The organism is Reticulibacter mediterranei (genome assembly GCF_016587455.1).
This window is the reverse complement of sequence record NZ_BNJK01000001.1, coordinates 3579272-3596291: the sequence shown is the minus strand read 5'-3', so window position 1 is coordinate 3596291 and position 17020 is coordinate 3579272. Positions and strand designations below refer to the sequence as shown.

15 protein-coding genes and 1 tRNA gene are annotated in these 17020 nt (G+C 50.4%); 8 read left to right on the top strand and 8 right to left on the bottom strand.

Going from position 1 to position 17020, the window contains the following annotated elements; genetic code table 11:
• Positions 1-10: 10 nt before the first annotated feature.
• From K3T83_RS15335 to K3T83_RS15325, 3 genes are all read left to right on the top strand, one after another.
• Positions 11-370 carry a hypothetical protein gene (locus K3T83_RS15335; RefSeq protein ID WP_220203845.1) on the top strand — a complete coding sequence of 120 codons (360 nt, stop codon included), beginning with the start codon at positions 11-13 and terminating at the stop codon, positions 368-370.
• 67 nt (positions 371-437) lie between these two features.
• Positions 438-2141 (top strand): hypothetical protein, encoded by a 1704-nt coding sequence (locus K3T83_RS15330; protein WP_220203844.1) that lies wholly within the window; start codon positions 438-440, stop codon positions 2139-2141.
• A gap of 746 nt (positions 2142-2887) precedes the next feature.
• Complete coding sequence (locus K3T83_RS15325) at positions 2888-3190, top strand: hypothetical protein (RefSeq protein WP_220203843.1); 303 nt, start codon at positions 2888-2890, stop codon at positions 3188-3190.
• 80 nt (positions 3191-3270) lie between these two features.
• Here K3T83_RS15325 and K3T83_RS15320 read toward each other — a convergent pair whose 3' ends face one another.
• Positions 3271-4371, bottom strand: a complete 1101-nt coding sequence (locus tag K3T83_RS15320) for a toll/interleukin-1 receptor domain-containing protein (protein ID WP_220203842.1) — start codon at positions 4369-4371, stop codon at positions 3271-3273.
• A 101-nt stretch (positions 4372-4472) separates the two neighbouring features.
• On the opposite strand from K3T83_RS15320, the gene K3T83_RS15315 reads away from it, so the two are divergent.
• The 4 genes from K3T83_RS15315 to K3T83_RS15300 all read left to right on the top strand — a co-directional run bounded on the left by K3T83_RS15315 (position 4473) and on the right by K3T83_RS15300 (position 9246).
• Positions 4473-4889 carry a hypothetical protein gene (locus tag K3T83_RS15315; protein WP_220203841.1) on the top strand — a complete coding sequence of 139 codons (417 nt, stop codon included), beginning with the start codon at positions 4473-4475 and terminating at the stop codon, positions 4887-4889.
• A 110-nt stretch (positions 4890-4999) separates the two neighbouring features.
• A complete protein-coding gene (locus K3T83_RS15310; protein WP_220203840.1) occupies positions 5000-6748 on the top strand; it encodes a hypothetical protein in 1749 nt (582 codons plus the stop codon).
• 19 nt (positions 6749-6767) lie between these two features.
• A complete protein-coding gene (locus K3T83_RS15305) occupies positions 6768-7892 on the top strand; it encodes a tyrosine-type recombinase/integrase (RefSeq protein ID WP_220203839.1) in 1125 nt (374 codons plus the stop codon).
• A 487-nt stretch (positions 7893-8379) separates the two neighbouring features.
• Complete coding sequence (locus K3T83_RS15300) at positions 8380-9246, top strand: nucleoside hydrolase (RefSeq protein WP_220203838.1); 867 nt, start codon at positions 8380-8382, stop codon at positions 9244-9246.
• 69 nt (positions 9247-9315) lie between these two features.
• Here K3T83_RS15300 and K3T83_RS15295 read toward each other — a convergent pair whose 3' ends face one another.
• Both K3T83_RS15295 and K3T83_RS15290 read right to left on the bottom strand, forming a co-directional pair.
• Complete coding sequence (locus K3T83_RS15295; protein WP_220203837.1) at positions 9316-9654, bottom strand: hypothetical protein; 339 nt, start codon at positions 9652-9654, stop codon at positions 9316-9318.
• A 220-nt stretch (positions 9655-9874) separates the two neighbouring features.
• Positions 9875-10309, bottom strand: coding sequence for a nucleotide triphosphate diphosphatase NUDT15 (locus K3T83_RS15290; protein WP_220203836.1), 435 nt, complete (start codon positions 10307-10309; stop codon positions 9875-9877).
• Positions 10310-10487: 178 nt separating this feature from the next.
• On the opposite strand from K3T83_RS15290, the gene K3T83_RS15285 reads away from it, so the two are divergent.
• Entirely contained in the window at positions 10488-11150 is a 663-nt protein-coding gene (locus tag K3T83_RS15285; protein WP_220203835.1) for an NUDIX hydrolase, read from the top strand.
• 154 nt (positions 11151-11304) lie between these two features.
• On the opposite strand, the gene K3T83_RS15280 is transcribed toward K3T83_RS15285, so the two are convergent.
• From K3T83_RS15280 to K3T83_RS15260, 5 genes are all read right to left on the bottom strand, one after another.
• Positions 11305-11703 carry a response regulator gene (locus K3T83_RS15280; protein WP_220203834.1) on the bottom strand — a complete coding sequence of 133 codons (399 nt, stop codon included), beginning with the start codon at positions 11701-11703 and terminating at the stop codon, positions 11305-11307.
• Between the two features lie 111 nt (positions 11704-11814).
• Complete coding sequence (locus K3T83_RS15275) at positions 11815-12732, bottom strand: Dam family site-specific DNA-(adenine-N6)-methyltransferase (protein ID WP_220203833.1); 918 nt, start codon at positions 12730-12732, stop codon at positions 11815-11817.
• A 198-nt stretch (positions 12733-12930) separates the two neighbouring features.
• On the bottom strand, positions 12931-14073 hold the full coding sequence (locus tag K3T83_RS15270; protein WP_220203832.1) for a pentapeptide repeat-containing protein: 1143 nt from the start codon (positions 14071-14073) through the stop codon (positions 12931-12933).
• 223 nt (positions 14074-14296) lie between these two features.
• Positions 14297-14372 (bottom strand) — tRNA-Met (locus K3T83_RS15265).
• A gap of 186 nt (positions 14373-14558) precedes the next feature.
• On the bottom strand, positions 14559-16727 hold the full coding sequence (locus K3T83_RS15260; RefSeq protein WP_220203831.1) for a peptidase domain-containing ABC transporter: 2169 nt from the start codon (positions 16725-16727) through the stop codon (positions 14559-14561).
• Between the last annotated feature and the right edge of the window lie 293 nt (positions 16728-17020).

The following is a 17020-nucleotide window of genomic DNA, read 5'->3' as shown; positions in this document are numbered from 1 at the left end:
ATAAAACATCATGGCTTTAGTTTTAACTGGTATCGTGCGAGGCATGCGTGTTGTTGGCAATAAAGCAGATGAAGAGCATGCTGCTGGTGCCAAATGGCGCTTCCTCTCGCTGGAAATTTCTGACGCTCGTTCTGGTGTGCATTCCTGTCAAATCTCTGATCGCAGCCCTCAATACAAAGAACTTGTCGGCTCGAAAAACGAGCTGCTCAAGGACTACACAGACCATAAGGTCAAGGCGATTATTCAGGCGGTTCAGCCTGGCATGCGTGATGTCACCGATGATGAGGGCAATGTGCTCAAGAGTGAGCCGATTGTGCGTATTCGTGTCGCACGTCTGGAAGACCTGGGCGTGCCTGGCGACGACGAGTAGGTGTGTGCTGCGGCTGTCTCGCTCGTTGAGATAGCCGCTTTCCTGTCCTGACAAGGGAGGTGCTCTGATGGATCGTGCCGCACGTCGTCAAGCACTGCAAGACTTTTTACAGTTCTGTCAACAGACCAATCGGCACCCGCTGGGCATCACCGTCGCCGAGCTGCCGCATCGCCTGGCCGAGTATGTGGAAGATGACCCCTATGCTGACTCGGCACTGGCGTACCAAGCGGCAACGGAGACGGAGAAGGCACAGCTTCATCAAGACTTCTGGAATTATCTCCCGGCCCTGCGTGAGCGGGAAGCAAGGGGCTTGTACTTTCTCAGGGTTCCGTTTCGCGAGGCGGGACAAAAAGGAGGATTACCTATGGGTGCGCCGTCATTTCCAAAGGCGATACCCTGTGCTCTCTGTGGTGGGCCTGGCGGTTCGTCTACCTGTGGGCAGTGTCGGCGTCCGGTCTGTCAAAACTGCCGGAGGGATACCTTTTTTGAGGTGTGCTGTCGTGCATGTGCAGAACAAGGAAAAGGGGTAAGGTCGGCGCAAGAGATTGATCAGGCACAAGAGCGTGTCCGTAACAACGAGGCACTGACCGAACAGGCCCGACAACGAGCATTAGCGTTACTGGAACAAGAACGAGTGCGGGGTGCCTCCCGTCCTCAACAGAAAGGAGCTTTGTCTATGGAACAGCAACAGCAACCGCTGGTTTTTGTGGATCAGCGTGGCCGAGAACATGAGTCGGGCTTGAGTGAGGAGGAGTACCTGGAACTGCAACGAAAGCAAGCGCGTGAAGCGGCTGAGCGTCTTCAGCAGGCGAATGAACGGGCTCATCAGCCAGGCTTCTTCGCTCGCCTGGCGTCTTCCCTCTTTGGGCAGCGCAACACCGATGATGGACCGGCCACAGTGGGTAACGGTCGCCTTCTGCCTCCTGTCTACACAGATGGTCCAACGAAATCAACTTCTGTGATGACGCAAGAAGAACTACGTGTCCGGCGTATGAACCTGGTCGAGTCGGCGCGTCATGGTCGCCCATTTCATGAGAGTGTGATGCTCTTCTTTCTGCGCATCTGGCTCTTCGTGGGGCCGATTGCCTTCGTTGCCCTGACAACCTCAGAAGTGGCTTACATCCTCACGAGCCTGGTCGCCCCTGGTGATAACGGCACCTATATCATTTGGGGCGGCGCACTCTTCATTGACCTGGCGATGATGTTCACGACCTTTGGCGTTGCCATCAAACGGCGCGACCTGGCCGAGAAGCGCGAGGTGAACGGCTCGGTCTCCAAGCGTGAAGAGATGGAAGTCACCTTTGGGACGCTCATGTGGCTGATCTTCGCCATTATCAACGGCATCAGTCAATCGGCCTTTCTGCTCCATATCATCTCAGCCTCTCGCAATGCCAACATGAATACGCTCTATGTCTTCGTCGCCTCGCGTGTGGTGGGCTTTCTCCTGGGCGATGCCGTGACCGCCTTCTTCCTCGCTAAAGTGGATAATAGTGCGCTCAAGCTCATTGCTCGTGGTGAGCGTGAAAAGGCGGCGCTCTATCGCGATATCGCGCAAGCGGAAGGTGAACGTCAGATGGTCGAGGCGAAAGCGGAAGCTGACATTTTGCTTCTGCAAATCAAGGTCCAGCAGGAACGGGAAGATGCTGAATTTCTCGCCACCCTCAAGCGCCAGGTGTTCGCTGATATTCTCTCACGGCGAAGTGGTCCTGCTGCTCGCAGTGATGACTCTCAGAAGGGGGCGCGTGTGCTTGGCTCTGGTCCTCGTTCTTGATCGTTGTGCTGTGTTGAGGAACGTGTGCGCCTGGCGTCTGGTCGTGCTGGGTGCGCTTTCCTCGCTCTTGGAGGTGCGCTATGCTCGGTTGCTCTGCCTGTGTCTCCTGCGCTGGTGTTCTTGCGCCTGGTCGCGCGGTGCTTTTACTGCTGGCCTGGCGCTCTGGTCTGCAGCGATCGCGCTGGTGCGCATTGCTCCAACGAGTGCGCTCTGCCTCTTCGCGTGCTCTCTGTCTGGTTGTTGCCTGTTGCCTTCTCTCCTTGCTCGCTGTCTCCTTCCTGGGGAGGTGGGGGAGTGGTGGAAGTCTCCCGTCTCCGATAGCGCTCGGCGCTCGACGCTGGTGCTGGCCTGTGCCTCGATGGTTTGCGCGTGGTTCTGCCCTGTGCGCTTTCGCTCTTTGGAGATCCCAAACTATTTCGATGTCCATCTAAAAAGAAAGGAGAAAAACATGCAAAACATGTATCCACAATCCATAACCATAGGTTATGATTTCGACATCTCTCATATGCCGTATGCTTGTTATGGAATGGCTCTAGAGGCGGATAGAGGCCCACTCGCTGAGAGGCTCAAGAATGCTTCTGTTTCGACTTGGCAGGGTGATTATATATCCAGACGTATCGATGCCTCTACGAGTTTCTTGGGGCCGATTTTGGGCATCTTTGACGTGCAAGAAGGCAAAAAAAGGCCGTTTTCCGCTGATTTCGGCCCTCTGTCCACACGAGCAGAAGGAAGAAACATTCCTGGCTGTGATCAATCTTGCCCTGCTGCAATACGTCTCATGCTGGCGAAAAACAGTGGGATTGTTGTTGGCCCTGACCTGCTGTGGCCTAGATCCCCTCTCGTTCCCGCCGGAGGCTCTTCCAGGTGCCGAGACGTTCACTCTGCGCAAGAGAGCCGTGAAGAAATTGGACGCTTGCGCTTGCCTCTTGTGGCGTCTGGTAGGCTTTGCCCGGACAGAGAGCGGGGGTTGCCTGCCACCTGCATTAGTCCTGAGTCCCGCTCTCTGTTCGCCCGCAGGGGACCAGACGGTGCAAGAGGTCCAATTTTAGGCTCTCGCAGTCGCACACGGATGTTCGGGGTCCATCCCGGAACTGCTCGGTATTGCTTAGGGCAAACAGAGAATGTATGGCTATACCTTCTCCTGCTTCAAGTCCCGCAACAAGCGGTGCAATCCTTGTTGATAAGCGTCGTGATCTTTCCAGTGGGTGAGATCGCCAATATGACGCGTGCGGCGAATATCAGCGGCCCATGCTTTGTTGGTATGCATGACCGTTTCATCCAGCTTGATGGGAAAGAGGGCCAGACGGTTCGTGCGGTATTCTTTCTCAAAAGCAGTCTCGACTTCTGTTTCTACCCAGTCACTTTTGACCGAGTGTTCCGAGAGGACCAACAGCAGCTTGTCATGCATGCGAATGGACTCGTCAATGCGCGATCTGAACTTGTCTCCAATTTTGAGGTTTTCGGGAGCAAACCAACAACGCACCCCTTTGTGTTGCAGATCAGCATACAAGCGTTCGGCAAAGTTGTGATCTTGGCTGGAATAGCTGATGAAGCACGTGTAGTACTCAATTGGTCGAGCAACCAACGAGCGCATATAGTCGATGAAGGCATCTGGCGCTCCTGTCCCTCGCACGAACTCCTCTGGGATGTTGCCCTCAGAAAGATAGAGGCTGTTGATACTCAATGGAGATGGGCCATCATGCCGAATAGAAGCAAGACCTTTGATCTTGCGAAAATCACGATCTCCGAACGGTGTCCCGCCTATAGTAGTACCACTGAGATCGACTCCACTGAGATCGACTCTACTGAGATCGACTCCACTGAGATCGGCTCCGATGAGATTGGCTCCGATGAGATTGGCTCTACTGAGATCGGTTCCCCTAAGATTGGCTCCCCTGAGATCGGCTCCGATGAGATCGACTCTACTGAGATTGGCAATGCTGAGATTGGCTCCACTGAGCTTGGCTCCTCTAAGAGTGGCTCCCCTAAGATTGGTTCCATTGAGATTGGCTCCACTGAGCTTGGCAAAGCTAAGATTGACATTGCTGAGATCGGCTCCGATGAGATTGGCAAAGCTGAGATCGGCTCCACTGAGCTTGACTCCCTTGAGATCGGCTTCACTGAGATTGGCAAAGCTAAGATCCGGTACAATCTCTTGGTGTTTCGCTCTCCATTGGTTCCACTGGCTTATGCTCTTTTGAAGCTGTTGAAGGTGCTTTTGATCTGCCATTATTCCATCCTCTACTGTGTTGCTTTTCTACAACAGAAACGAATTGTCTCTGCTCTTTTCGTCTCTCACTGTCTTATGTCTCATCAAGCAGGAGGTGTGCAATGAATCGGTATGGTGTGGCCCTCTGGCGCAACTTCTCTCCTTCTGCTCTGGCTGATGTCGATGTCTATGTGTCGGCTCCTAGCGCCTTTACTGCCATCGAAACGGCGATGCACGCCTATCAACTCTCCTACGTGTCCTATGCGGCCTCTGACCTATGCGGAGGATCGCTTCACTATCGGGCCTTTGGGGTCCAGGTCGTCCTTGATCCTTCCATTGTGCTAGAAGTGCTTTCTCTCATCGAGATAGAAGTGCCTGGCGCTGCTGACACTGGCCGTTGTCCTGTGCCTCGTACATGGGTCTGTCCCTTTGATGATGTAGCAGAGGAGTGGATCGGGACAAGCTGTTACCCTTGCCTGATGGACAGAATACCTGCTGGTGCTGATGAGGAAGGAGGATGTTGTGATGTTGCCTCTTGATAACGCTGCACGAAGCGGTCCCGCAAGTGAACCGGACCGCTTCAAATACATTGTTGTTGATGTCTCTTTTTTTCTTTCTCTTTTCTCTTTTGTACAAGGAGGTGATGCTCATGCTTGAATGGTATAAACGCAAGCTGTTACAGCGGCTTGGCTCGGCCTGGCCTTATAGTAAACTGCGTCCCATAGATGTAGAGGAAATTGATACCCGAACCTGGCATGTGGTCTATCGGCATGCAGAGACCGGGGAAACGTCCTCCTCGCTGCTGCTCAAGCGAGACCTGCGCAAACAAGAACGGCTGCACCGGCTCCCGGTCTTTGGTGTGGAAGCAGGGCAGAAACCTTCTCTTGATCCGATCCCTGCTGCCGCTGATGATGAGGACGAAGAACCGGCTCCCTCGCCTGTGGTTCTCTCCTTTAGTCCAGACACGGCGTACTATACCATCCGGCCTACTGATCGAGACTATCAGCCGGTGCGGGTGGAACTGGATGTCACATTGCAGGAGGAATTGAATGCCCTCAAGCAGAAGGCACAGGAGCTTGACGAGCTGGTGCCGACACGCTGGGTGTTTGGCACAGGAAAGAAAGAAGAGCAAACCTTGCACATGCGTGATAAGGGTGGCTCACAATTCAAGTGGATATTGGAAAACGACAAGATCACGCTCTCAGTCGGACGGGGCAAGAAGACCGGGATTATTGGCCGGGTGCGCCTCTCTTCTGAATACCTTCAGATGGATTGTGGCGGCGACCTGGGCCGGGCGCTCTCGGCGGTGCATGTCTTCCTGAGCACCTTCTATGGAGAGCACATTCTCCTCGATCTTTCTGCACTGGACCTGGCCGCCGATGTGCTGTACCTGGATCTGCCCTCGCTCAATTTGAAAGAGTGCTTTCTCTCGCGTGCAGTCCTTGACACGGAACGTCCCGCTGAAATCGATGCGGGGCTGCTTGATGGTCCGTCGAGCATACAACGGCGCTGGAAAAAGATAGCGGGTCTCTCCTTTGGTATGCATACCTCGCCGGTCTCGGCGGTGATCTATAACAAAACACACGAAATCAAATATCACTCGCCTGAAAAGCGCTGGTTCTATGACAAGTGGCGTCTACGTGCGGAACAGCTAGGGATTGAGTTCTCTCCTGAGATGATCGTATGGCGCGTCGAGGTCCGTTTCACGCGTACGCCTTTTCGAGAGTTCCCTGGTGTCTCTGGTGCCTATGAAATGCTTGAGCATATTGGCGACCTGTGGACCTATGCCGTTGGGCATCCAGGTGGCGGTGCTGATGGGTTGCCTGATGGCTGGCTGCGCTATGTGATCCCCTCTGATGATACCAATCGTTCCCGCTGGCCGGTGCATCCTGCCTGGGAAGTCATCCAGCGTGCATGTGTCGAGCAGCCACTTCCTGAGAGCGAGTATGAACAGGAACAACGGGAACGCGAAGAACTGCTGCGCCTGGCCGATGAAGAACTAGAAGCGCGTCCCTTCTCCCCGCCTGTGCTGCCTCCTGTCGAGCATCTGCACTCGGCGAAAAAGAAACGCGTTCGTCCAGTTGCCCCAGCTGCTTCTGCTGAACCGCTGCCGGTCGAAGAGTTGGCAGCTTTTGTGCGCAAACGCAAGCGAGAGGCCAATATGGAACGGGCGATTGCACAGATGGCGGGCTGGCTCCCGACCATTGAAGCCTTTCGACGTGGGTATGAGACTGATCTCTCTGAGGAGGAAAAGGAGGTCACATCTGACGTTTCAGCGACCTTGCACTTTGTCGCTGGGGAAGTGGACCACTACATGAACGATCGTCGCATTGAGTTCTCGGAAGTTGTTGAGAAAAAGCGTGTGCTGTACCGCATGAAAGCCGCTGCTAACGCTTGAAATAAGGTTGGAGGAAACTATGAAATTCTCGAAACGCCGTCAGAAGCCTGGGGAGTCTATTGAACAGGAAGAAGAGAAGCAACAATCTCTAACGCTCTCGAAGGCGTTGGAAATGTACGTTGCTGCTCAACCGGCTGCCGGTCGCTCTATGATTACGAAAAACAATTATGCTCGTGTGATGCCTCTCTTCTTTCGTTATGTTGTTGGTAAATTTAATGAAGAATTATCAGATAATGATGGCAAACGGACGATTGATGATATTGGAATTGATGAGATTAAAGAGGTTGAGGTGCTTCAATGGCTTTCTCATCTTCGTACGTCCGTAAGTAGTCGGGGGAAGCCATATAGTAGCCGCACGGTAGAAACATATAGCAATTACCTGATGATCTTTTTTAACTGGTTGGTTCGGCATGGCTACTTAAAAGCTAGCCCGATGGCTTATGTGGAAAAGTATAAAGCTGAAAAGGTGCTTGTTCGTGTTTTTACTGAGGAAGAGCTTTTTAGGTTGGATGCTGCTTGTGATCGCGCTCCTAAAGGAAGGTCTTTTACTCCCGATGAGCGTAAGGCTCTGTCTGCTCGTGATCGTGCATTTTTATGGTTACTGCTTTCCACTGGCGTACGCATTTCTGAGGCATGCGGGATACTCTTTGCTGACATTGATTGGGGAAAAGGAATGATCTATATTCGAGGGAAAGGAGCAAAAGAGCGAAAGGTGCCGTTTGGGAAGGTGGCACGCCAACATCTGGATACCTATATAAGATACTGGCGTGGCGGCTCTACTGAGCATGACGACTCTCTGTTTTTGAATGCCTGGGGTAAGCCATTAAGTACAGCCAGTGCAGAACGCATCTTTGAGCGCCTCAAGGAAGTTTCTGGCATTAAAGACAAACGGGTTACACCTCATGTATGCCGTCACTGGTTTGCAGTCAACTGCATAAAAAATGGCATGCCTACGGTCGTTCTGAAGGAGATACTTGGTCATGAGAGTTGGGATATGATCGAGGTGTATGTGCGCCTGGCTGAGCAGGATAATAAAGATCTGTACACCCGGTTTTCACCTGTTGATGGCCTGCGGATGCACCAAAAATCTAAGGAGAAACGTCAAGAGTTGCGCGACTGGCGTAACTCTCGAAAGAGAAGATAGCAGGACTTAATTAGCAGCAATCTTTGATTTTACGCTCAATTATTGGTACTTTGGTGAAAGTGCGAATAATTGGGCTAGATTTATTTATACTGTGAAGGCGCTTTAATCGTCGATCTGCGTATTATTTGATTTGAGCATTGCAAACTTTTTACCTTCAAATAATCATGCTTTAACAGAAGACCTCTATACTAACATCTGTAAGTAATCCCCATCGAGTGCAGAATGTTATGGGATTGAGATGCGCAGTTTGAGAACGAATACCATCAGTATCTCCTGCTGATCTCTCCTGTATCTACTCATACAGTCATGGCGGCTTTTCGGAACCAGAAGCTGCCATGCCTCCTGGTGCGACGTTCCATTTTATGGGGCGCTCGCCGGATGAGCGAGAGGGACACTCCGCACCTCTCGCTCGTTGGGCCTGGAACTATTCCTTTGCAATCCTCCATTTGTGCTATGATAAATCTACATCTAGCGATGGAGGTTCCCTATGTCGATCAAGGTCTTACTCGATACCGATATTGGCAGCGATATCGATGATGCGCTCTGCCTGGCCTATCTGCTGGCACAACCAGAATGTGAACTGCTTGGCATTACCACCGTAACCGGTGATGTCGAAAAGCGTGCTATGCTGGCAAGCGCGCAGTGTAAAGTGGCTGGCAAAGCTATTCCCATCTATCCTGGCGCGCCCGATCCGCTGTTGATAGCCCAGAAACAGCCAGATGTTCCTCAGGCCAGAGCGCTCGATCGGTGGGATCACGAGACATCCTTCCCGCGTGGGGCAGCGATTGAGTTTCTGCGTCAAACCATTCGCCAGCATCCGGGAGAGATCACCTTGTTGTGTATTGGCCCATTGACCAATATTGCTCTGCTCTTTCGCAGCGATCCTGAGATCCCCTCTCTGCTCAAAGGGCTGGTTCTGATGTGCGGGATCTACTCGCGCGGTGGTCCCGGAGCGTGCGAATGGAATGCTCTGGTTGATCCTCACGCGACCTCAATTGTCTATCGTGCTGCTCCACCTGTGCATCGCTCAATCGGGTTGGATGTGACGCTTCAGGTGACAATGCAGACCGATCAGTTCAGGCAGCGTTGTCAGACACCACTGTTGAGGCCAGTATTGGATTTTGCCGATGTCTGGTTTCAGCGCAACGATATCGTGACCTTTCACGATCCCCTGGCGGCTACCACGCTCTTTGCACCAGATATCTGTACGTTTGAGCGCGGCAGTGTCGAAATTGAGCTTGCGAGCGAGCGGCTAGCGGGACTGACGCATTGGCAGGGGGGTGAAACGCATGAGGTTGCGACCCAGGTGCGGCCAGACCGCTTTTTTGAGCATTACTTTGGAGCATTTGCATAAAAGGATGAAAAAAGGAGCAGAGGCCGCCCTGCCCTTGCTCCTTTTACACTATTTTGCTATACAACAGGGTTAGACAGAATCGTCCTCCTCGGGTTCTCTCGGGAGAATTTCTACGTGTGCGACGTTCTCTTCGGTCTCGGCAGGCGGTTGGAGATCCTCTGGAATTGCTGGATTAATAAAGCCGATGAGCAGTCTGACGATGCCGACAAGTGCAATGATTGCACCGAAGCCGATGAGCAACCCTTCGCTTGAATAGGGACCGGTGTTGATTGAGGCACCAATGCTGATCAAGACAACGCCGATACCCATTGTAACAAGACCGCTCGTTGTAAAGCGGCTGGACTTTCTCCATACTGCCCGGTTAAAGATTCTCTGACGACGCAAGACCTTGACCCGTTGTTGAGCCATCCCTGCCTCCTCTTCGCTCATAAGATGAGCGCAATGAGTATGAATCAATTGTAATCGTATTAGTAATTATATGTTCTATACGAGGAAATAGCTAATTGTGACTCATGACAGATAAAGAAGCATGGCTGCCCCTGATGGTTTCGTCAACGTCTTTCGCGTTATGGCAGAACGAAGGGAAGATGCGATTATCTATAGAGTAGTGATAGATACTGACGTACCTTCATTCGCTCGTTAAAAGACTTTTCCTCTCGAAAGGAGGCATGCCTGCTCCCTCTAGCAGATTGCGGAAAGGCAAGAAGAGGGGAACGGGTAAGGAGCCCCAGGAGAACCAGCCTACTTCCGTCATTTCGTAGGCGGAGTTGATGATAGCCTCGCCTGAAACATAGGCACCTTCCACCCAGATCGTGATGTAATGTTTCTCTTCTTTCTCAAAGACATCATTCGTGATGGAACGAAATACAACATTATCAATGGTAATGCCGGTCTCTTCAAACGTCTCGCGGATGGCGCACTCCTGGGGCGATTCGCCAAATTCCAGGTGTCCGCCCGGCATGGACCAGGTTCCGCTGCCATGAGAGCCATGTCGTTTCATGAGCAACACGTAATCGTCTCTGGTAACGATCACACCAACCCCCACCATTGGTCGTTGAGCCATATAGTATTTCTTCTCCTTTTAACGATCAGGATGGAATACAGTGGAAAACCATCTCAACAGTTCTCCAACAAAGAGTATAACACATGCTTGCTCTTTCCATACCAACATAAATTATCTGCTATACTCTGTAATGATATGTTGTTGGTAGTACTACTATTAGTGCATGAAAGAAGGATATATGACCACCCGTGATGACGAAAAGCCGGGAGTGAGCCTTGCTCAACAACTGGCCCTGTGTGCGGATATTTTGCGAGACTGTAGCGCCAATGGTTTGCAGTATGCCGATACTATCTATAACCGCGATAATTATCGGAAAGTCCAGAGTGTCGCGCTGGAACTGCTTGCGCTGGCAACGGGAGAGCCACTATCTGCACTTGAGCCGTTGCGTGCGACCGTTTTTGCACGTCCGGCTCCGTTTCCCGTTGCTGATGGGGCCGTGGTTGGCGACGATGGCAAGATTTTGTTGATTCGGCGAGCCGATAACGGTTTGTGGGCTCTGCCTGGTGGTGGGCTGGAGGTTGGTGAGTCGCCAGCTCAGGGAGCAGTTCGTGAGGTGCTGGAGGAAACTGGCGTAAGCTGTGAGCCGATTGCTCTGGTTGGGATCAACGACTCTCGCCTGTGTGGAACGCGCTCACGTCATCATCTCTATCATATCCTGTTTCTCTGCCGTCCTCTACATATTAGTGTAGTCACACCTCCTTCACACATACAGGAGGTGCTGGACAGTGGTTGGTTTGCCGAGCATGATCTGCCTTCAAATATAGATCCGGGCCACAGACAACGTATTCCCGAAGCTTTCCGCGTCTGGCGAGGAGATCAACGAGCATATTTCGATAGATGACAGCAGTTTTGTGTCGGGAAGAGTGTTGTAGGCAGAAAAATGGTACTCCACCAGAGGTATACTAAGTGGCAACTTATGTGGCGGTGGAGTACTGCTTATACACATTATAAGAACATATTCAATGTGAAGCGGCGTTCCAGGTCTAATGAGTGCATTATTCTGCTAATAGATCTTCGATGGTCTGCAACAACTCCTCTAGTTCAAATGGCTTTTTGATATAGTAGACACGACGTTTTCTCAGTTCTCCAGTGGGCAGGTTGGCGCTCATGAACAGGGCCGGGACATCTTCTAGCCCTTGCATAGCGTGGAGGTGGTCATAGAGTTCGATGCCGTTCATACTGGGAAGTTGATAATCCAGCACGAAGAGGTCCGGCTTAATGGTATTGGCCAGCTTCAATGCCTCAAAGCCGTTGGGGACCAGGAGGCTTTGATAGGATGTTTCTTGTTTCAGCGCGAGGACAAAGAACTCACCAACATCAGCGTCATCCTCCACCACCAGAATAGTTTTAATCTCAGGTTGAGATGTCCCTGAAGCTTCATCGACATCAGACATGGAAAAAGTCCTTTTATTTTGGTCGTGGCCGAAAACAATCTCACTTTCTCTACGTCATATGGCTGAGAAGAGTTTCACTGCATAGCAGAGCTTTTATGAAGCGGTGAAGCTTTAGTACGTGAGCAAGAGTCTGTCTGCTACGCCTTCATCCTGCATCGTCTTTCCGTCCATTTGAAATCGTTTTAACATCGAATGACCACAATTCACAAGCACTTCGCGTTCAAAAAGTCCATCTGGAATGGAAACATTGCAGATAGTATTGCCCGAGCGTTTTGTTCCGTCGATGCTCAGAACTACACGGATGCCGCGAGTTTTGCAACTACGAATTGCTTCAAAGAGATCGGCGAGATGAAAGGATTGTGCTCCATATAAAATGGTCTGACTGAAGCTATAGGGTGGATCGCAATAGATAATATCTCCCGCCTGTGCCATCTGCATTGCTGCGGCATAGTTCATGTGAGCGATAGTGGCATTGTTTGTAAGAGGGTGCCAGTTGTCAACGCGGTTGGCAAAATTTGTGGGCGGCATAGGTTGATGAGCGCCGCAGGGAGTGGACATATAGCCATCTCTTTTGCGAAAGCGGACGACACCTCCATAGCAGGCTCGGCAGAGAAAGAGGAGATCTGCCCCGTTTGGAGCGGTATTGTAAGCTGCTTTGATGCTTTCATAGCCCGCCACTTTCTCCCCAGCCATCATCCTGTGCCATCTCTCTGCATACCATTGCTTCAATTGTTCTGGATCGTTTTGCAGGATTTGCCAGATCTCTACAAGTGGTGCAAATGCATCAGATACCAGTGCTTTTGCGGGTTCTAACGCTCCCCAGACAGCGCCACTACCCAGAAAAGGTTCAAAATATGTGCCATAGTCTGTAGGAAAATAAGAGATGATTTCTCTGGCGAAGCGCTGTTTATTGCCTACCCATTTGAGAAGTTGCTGTCTGGATGCTTTGATAGATGTCTCTATCGTGACGGAGGTATGCTTTTTGAGGGGCGTGGTTGCAATTTCATCGATGAGAGCCTGTTGTTTCAACACGATTTCCAGTCTAATGAAACAAAAATCTGATTTTAATACTATACATGGGTATATTAAAGTCGTCAAGTTATTTTTGATCTGACATGCTGACGATGAAGAGTATTTCCAACGCTATCTACCTTCTCTATCGAGATAGGTGAGCAAATAGACCAATTTAGAAAAAGCTTCGTAGAAAAGAAAATTTTGTAGGGTAGCTTATTGTCCCCACTTTAGTTTCTCTATCTCTTCCTCTAATTGCCTGTTCTTTTCTTCTAATTCCTTGATCCTCTCTTTTTCTGGTTCCCAACGATGAATCTTCTCTTCTGCCGGTTGAATAATATCCTCCTGGAGTGAGTTGATGAGATGAGGAATATCCTGATAGCGGAAGGTGTCTAGTATCCAATGGTATCGTCGCCTTAAATCCCGAAACATTTCATATTCGCGCCACTGCTCTACTTCTTTTCCATCTTTGGTGATGAGTTTACTGGAGATAATTGGTTTGATCGGCCTGATACATTGAGGAGCGATAGTTGCTATTTCATGGGGAGCGCTATTTGGATCGGTCAGGTCAACAATAATAAAACGTGCAAGGTGGGCTAGAGTGCTAACGGTTTCTGTTAAATCCAGGCTTTTTGGTGGAGCGAAGTCAAAGATTACTGGCGAATAATTATGGTTTCGTAATTCATGCCTCAGAGCATCTAATATAACTTTTCTTTCTAGACTGAAGCGCCCTAAAATTAAAACGACTTTAGAGGTGATGGTATCTATGACAGAACGGATTTCTGCGTTGTTCAATAAGAGATAGATAAATTGAGCCACTTTGAGATTGTCAACAGTGATGATCGGTTCATCGTCAGGAGTGATGACCAGATTGTTTTGTTTTGTTCCTTGTAGCTCCACACTCCAAACTGCTATCCCATAAATGCGACAATTTGTGAGGATCGCTTCTGTAAGATTTGTTTCCACTAACGTAGCTAAGCTGAGATCGGCCCCACTGAGATCGGCCCCACTGAGATCGGCCCCACTGAGATCGGCTCTGATAGGATCAGCATTTCTAAGATCGGCTCTTCTCAAGTTGGCATTTCTGAAATTGGTCCTGTAAAGATTTGCTCTGTTGAGGATTGCCCCGCTGAGATCGGCCCTGCCGAGATTGGCATTTCTGAGGTCTGTTCTGCTGAGATCGGCTCCACTAAGATTTGCCCCACTGAGATTAGCTTCTCTGAGATTGGCTTCTCTGAGATTGGCTCTTTTCAGGTTGGCTCTTCTCAGGTTGGGTTGAATAGAAGCATGCCCCTTCCGCCACCTGTTCCACATATCCACACCTGACCTCAAAATCTCTGTATGCTCTGTGTTTGCCATACATTTTCCTCTTTCTATTAAGATAGACGAACAAACAGAGTAGATTTACAAAATTCTATGAAGCCGCTTTTCTCATTACTGATTGCTTGTTTTGATCCCAAACTTTTTTGTGGCTAACTTATACTTCTGGTCATCTTTTGGAAATAAATACTTGATAATGGAATTAAGGAGGAAGGCTAAAAAAACGCCCTCGACCCACTGTATAATAGGATCGAGGGCTTATTGGTAGCGGCTACTGGACTCGAACCAGTGACACAGGGCTTATGAGTCCCTTGCTCTACCACCTGAGCTAAGCCGCCTTAAATCGGCCTGTAGAAGCCTTCCAGACATATCCAGCGACGAAAGCCCGCTAGAACGTCCTTCGCTCTACGCCAACCATAATATCATAGCTCCCCCTGGTCGTCAATACTTTTTTTCAGCCGTTTCAACGAGGGCGCTGAAAAATTGAGCGAATACCTCAGCTCTCGCTCGTTTTAACCCGATTGTCACCGACCGCTCGCCGAAGCTGGCTCTGCTCCCAGCTGGTTGCGAATCAATTCGGCATAATAGCCGTCTTTCTTCAACAATTCTTGATGAGTGCCGGATTCCACGATCTCCCCTTCGTCCAGCACGAAAATGCAATCGGCCGTACGGATGGTGCTGAGGCGGTGGGCGATGATAATCTGGGTGCATTGCAGCGCTTTCAGGTTTTGCTCTATGTTGTGCTCGGTGACGACATCCAGAGAGCTTGTCGCCTCGTCGAGCAGCAAGATGGCCGGTTCGTGGGCCAGCGCGCAGGCAAGGGCGAGGCGCTGGCGTTGTCCTCCTGAGAGTGCATAACCGCCCTCCGCAATAAATGTGTCGTAATGCATCGGCATCTGGAGAATATCATCGTGGAGGGCCGCCGTCTGTGTCGCCTTGATTAATTGCTCCATCGAGATATCGGGATGGTTGAAGGTGATATTCTGGCGGATTGAGCCACTAAACGTGTGTGCATTCTGCATGACAATCCCAAACTGGGCGCGCACCGTCTGAAAGTCGAGCTTCTGTAAGGGGATGTCATCAAAGAGAATCTCCCCTTCGGTTGGACTATATAATCCCAGCAGCAGTTTGCCGAGCGTGCTTTTGCCTGATCCGGTGCGCCCCACAATAGCGATTTTTTGCCCGGCAGCTATCGTTATTGTGATGTCGTTTAACACCTTTGGCGCATCAGGTGTATATTGAAAACTGACCTGCTTCAGCGTAACGTGTCCTGTCAGTCGAGGAGCCTGTTGCACCCGCTGGTCGTATTGTTCAGGTTGGGTTTCTAGCACATCGGCGAGACGTTCGATGTGGGAACGTGTCACCTGTAAAAGCTGTCCACTGGCTGCTAATGATGTCAGTGGCGAGAGAAACTCACCAACCAGTACGCCCAGCGCGAGCATTGTTCCCGTTTGCATGGAGCCATTAAGGATTAGTGTCGTGCCTATCCAGAGTAGTGCAAGGGGAGCAGTTATATTGAGAATTGTGGTGAATGCGCCAATGATTGAGGTGATGTAGCTCAGGCGTACGGAGATATTGAGCTGTTTGACGAAGAAATTGGACCAGCGCTGAAAGGCTTTCTGCTCCGCGCCGATGGCCTTGAGCGTTTCGATGCCAGTGAGCATTTCTGTTACATAGCCCTGCGTTTCTCCTTCCGCATCTAACTCGCGACGGGCCAGCCGACGGATAGGGCCATTAGTGACGATCAGCAAGATCACCTGAAGCAGGCCGATGGTGAGGGCCAGTCCGCTGAAGACCAGCGATTGTGAGAGCAGGATCAGCAAATAGATCAGCACCATGCTGCCATCCAGAATGGTGGCGGTCAACTGGTTGCTGACAAGATCGCGAATCATAGTATTGCTTGTTACGCGTGCCAGAATGTCTCCACTCGAACGCAATTGAAAGAAGCGCAGGGGAAGTTGCAACAGATGAGCAAAAAAGTTTGAGGTGAGCGAGGTATCGACGCGTGCCTGAAGATAGACCAGCAGCGATGAGCGTAGGAGCATGGTGATAAGTTGGGCAAGGAGTATCAGCGGCAGGCCGATCCCCAGAAGAGGAAGAATATTGATCATCCTGTGAGGGAGAATCTGGTCGATAACAATTTTGGTCACAATGGGAATGATCAGGCCAAACGCTTGTAGCAGAAGAGAGACCAGCAAGATTTGCAGGAACACGAAAGGAGATTGTTTGAAATATTGCAGCAAATATGTTTGTAAAGATATCTTTTGCTTGCGTTTGCGAGTATCAAACAGTGTGCCCGGTTCAAAGAGAAACACAATACCTGTAAAACCAGCGTCGAACTCCTCGGTTGGGAGACGTTTGCGGCCTACAGCGGGATCGACCACATCCACAAAAGATGGAGACCAGCGCTCTACGACCAGATAATGATTAAATTCCCAGTAGACAATGGCAGGCAAAGGAATGAAGCGAAAGTCGTTAACGGCCAGCGAGATCGTCCTCACCTTTAAACCATAGTGTCGCGCGGTTTGTGCAATGCTGAGAGCCGAGAGACCATCGCGACCCGGATTCGCGTGTTGATGTAGCTCCGAGATGCTTGTTGTACGCCCATAATAGCTAAGAATCATAGCTAAGCAGGCCGCCCCACATTCTACGGCATTCATTTGTAAGATTTCCGGTATTTTACGTCTAAACATACTGAATATGATCTCCTATGTAAACCAGCCCCACATTTGCTTGAAACTTTTAGATAATGATGATGATAGATGACGTTTTTATCTCAGTATTGTGACCGTCCACCAGGCAAATAGTCCAATGATAAATAGGAGGAAGAGCAAAAGGTAAGATAGGATAGCTGTGTAGGGAGAGAAAAAACGGGGAAGAATATCCTTTTCTTGCTTCTGCAAATATGCCTGTATTGCTTGCGGACGGAAAAAAGAGTGTCGCGACTCCATATGATGATATCTCCTTTTACAACCCATGAAGTAAC

Coding starts and splice junctions, on each gene's coding strand:
- K3T83_RS15295 (WP_220203837.1), bottom strand. CDS start 9,654: ATGGCTCAACAACGGGTCAAGGTCTTGCGTCGTCAGAGAATCTTTAAC.
- K3T83_RS15285 (WP_220203835.1), top strand. CDS start 10,488: ATGACCACCCGTGATGACGAAAAGCCGGGAGTGAGCCTTGCTCAACAA.
- K3T83_RS15310 (WP_220203840.1), top strand. CDS start 5,000: ATGCTTGAATGGTATAAACGCAAGCTGTTACAGCGGCTTGGCTCGGCC.
- K3T83_RS15260 (WP_220203831.1), bottom strand. CDS start 16,727: ATGTTTAGACGTAAAATACCGGAAATCTTACAAATGAATGCCGTAGAA.
- K3T83_RS15280 (WP_220203834.1), bottom strand. CDS start 11,703: ATGTCTGATGTCGATGAAGCTTCAGGGACATCTCAACCTGAGATTAAA.
- K3T83_RS15315 (WP_220203841.1), top strand. CDS start 4,473: ATGAATCGGTATGGTGTGGCCCTCTGGCGCAACTTCTCTCCTTCTGCT.
- K3T83_RS15320 (WP_220203842.1), bottom strand. CDS start 4,371: ATGGCAGATCAAAAGCACCTTCAACAGCTTCAAAAGAGCATAAGCCAG.
- K3T83_RS15305 (WP_220203839.1), top strand. CDS start 6,768: ATGAAATTCTCGAAACGCCGTCAGAAGCCTGGGGAGTCTATTGAACAG.
- K3T83_RS15300 (WP_220203838.1), top strand. CDS start 8,380: ATGTCGATCAAGGTCTTACTCGATACCGATATTGGCAGCGATATCGAT.
- K3T83_RS15290 (WP_220203836.1), bottom strand. CDS start 10,309: ATGGCTCAACGACCAATGGTGGGGGTTGGTGTGATCGTTACCAGAGAC.
- K3T83_RS15330 (WP_220203844.1), top strand. CDS start 438: ATGGATCGTGCCGCACGTCGTCAAGCACTGCAAGACTTTTTACAGTTC.
- K3T83_RS15270 (WP_220203832.1), bottom strand. CDS start 14,073: ATGGCAAACACAGAGCATACAGAGATTTTGAGGTCAGGTGTGGATATG.
- K3T83_RS15335 (WP_220203845.1), top strand. CDS start 11: ATGGCTTTAGTTTTAACTGGTATCGTGCGAGGCATGCGTGTTGTTGGC.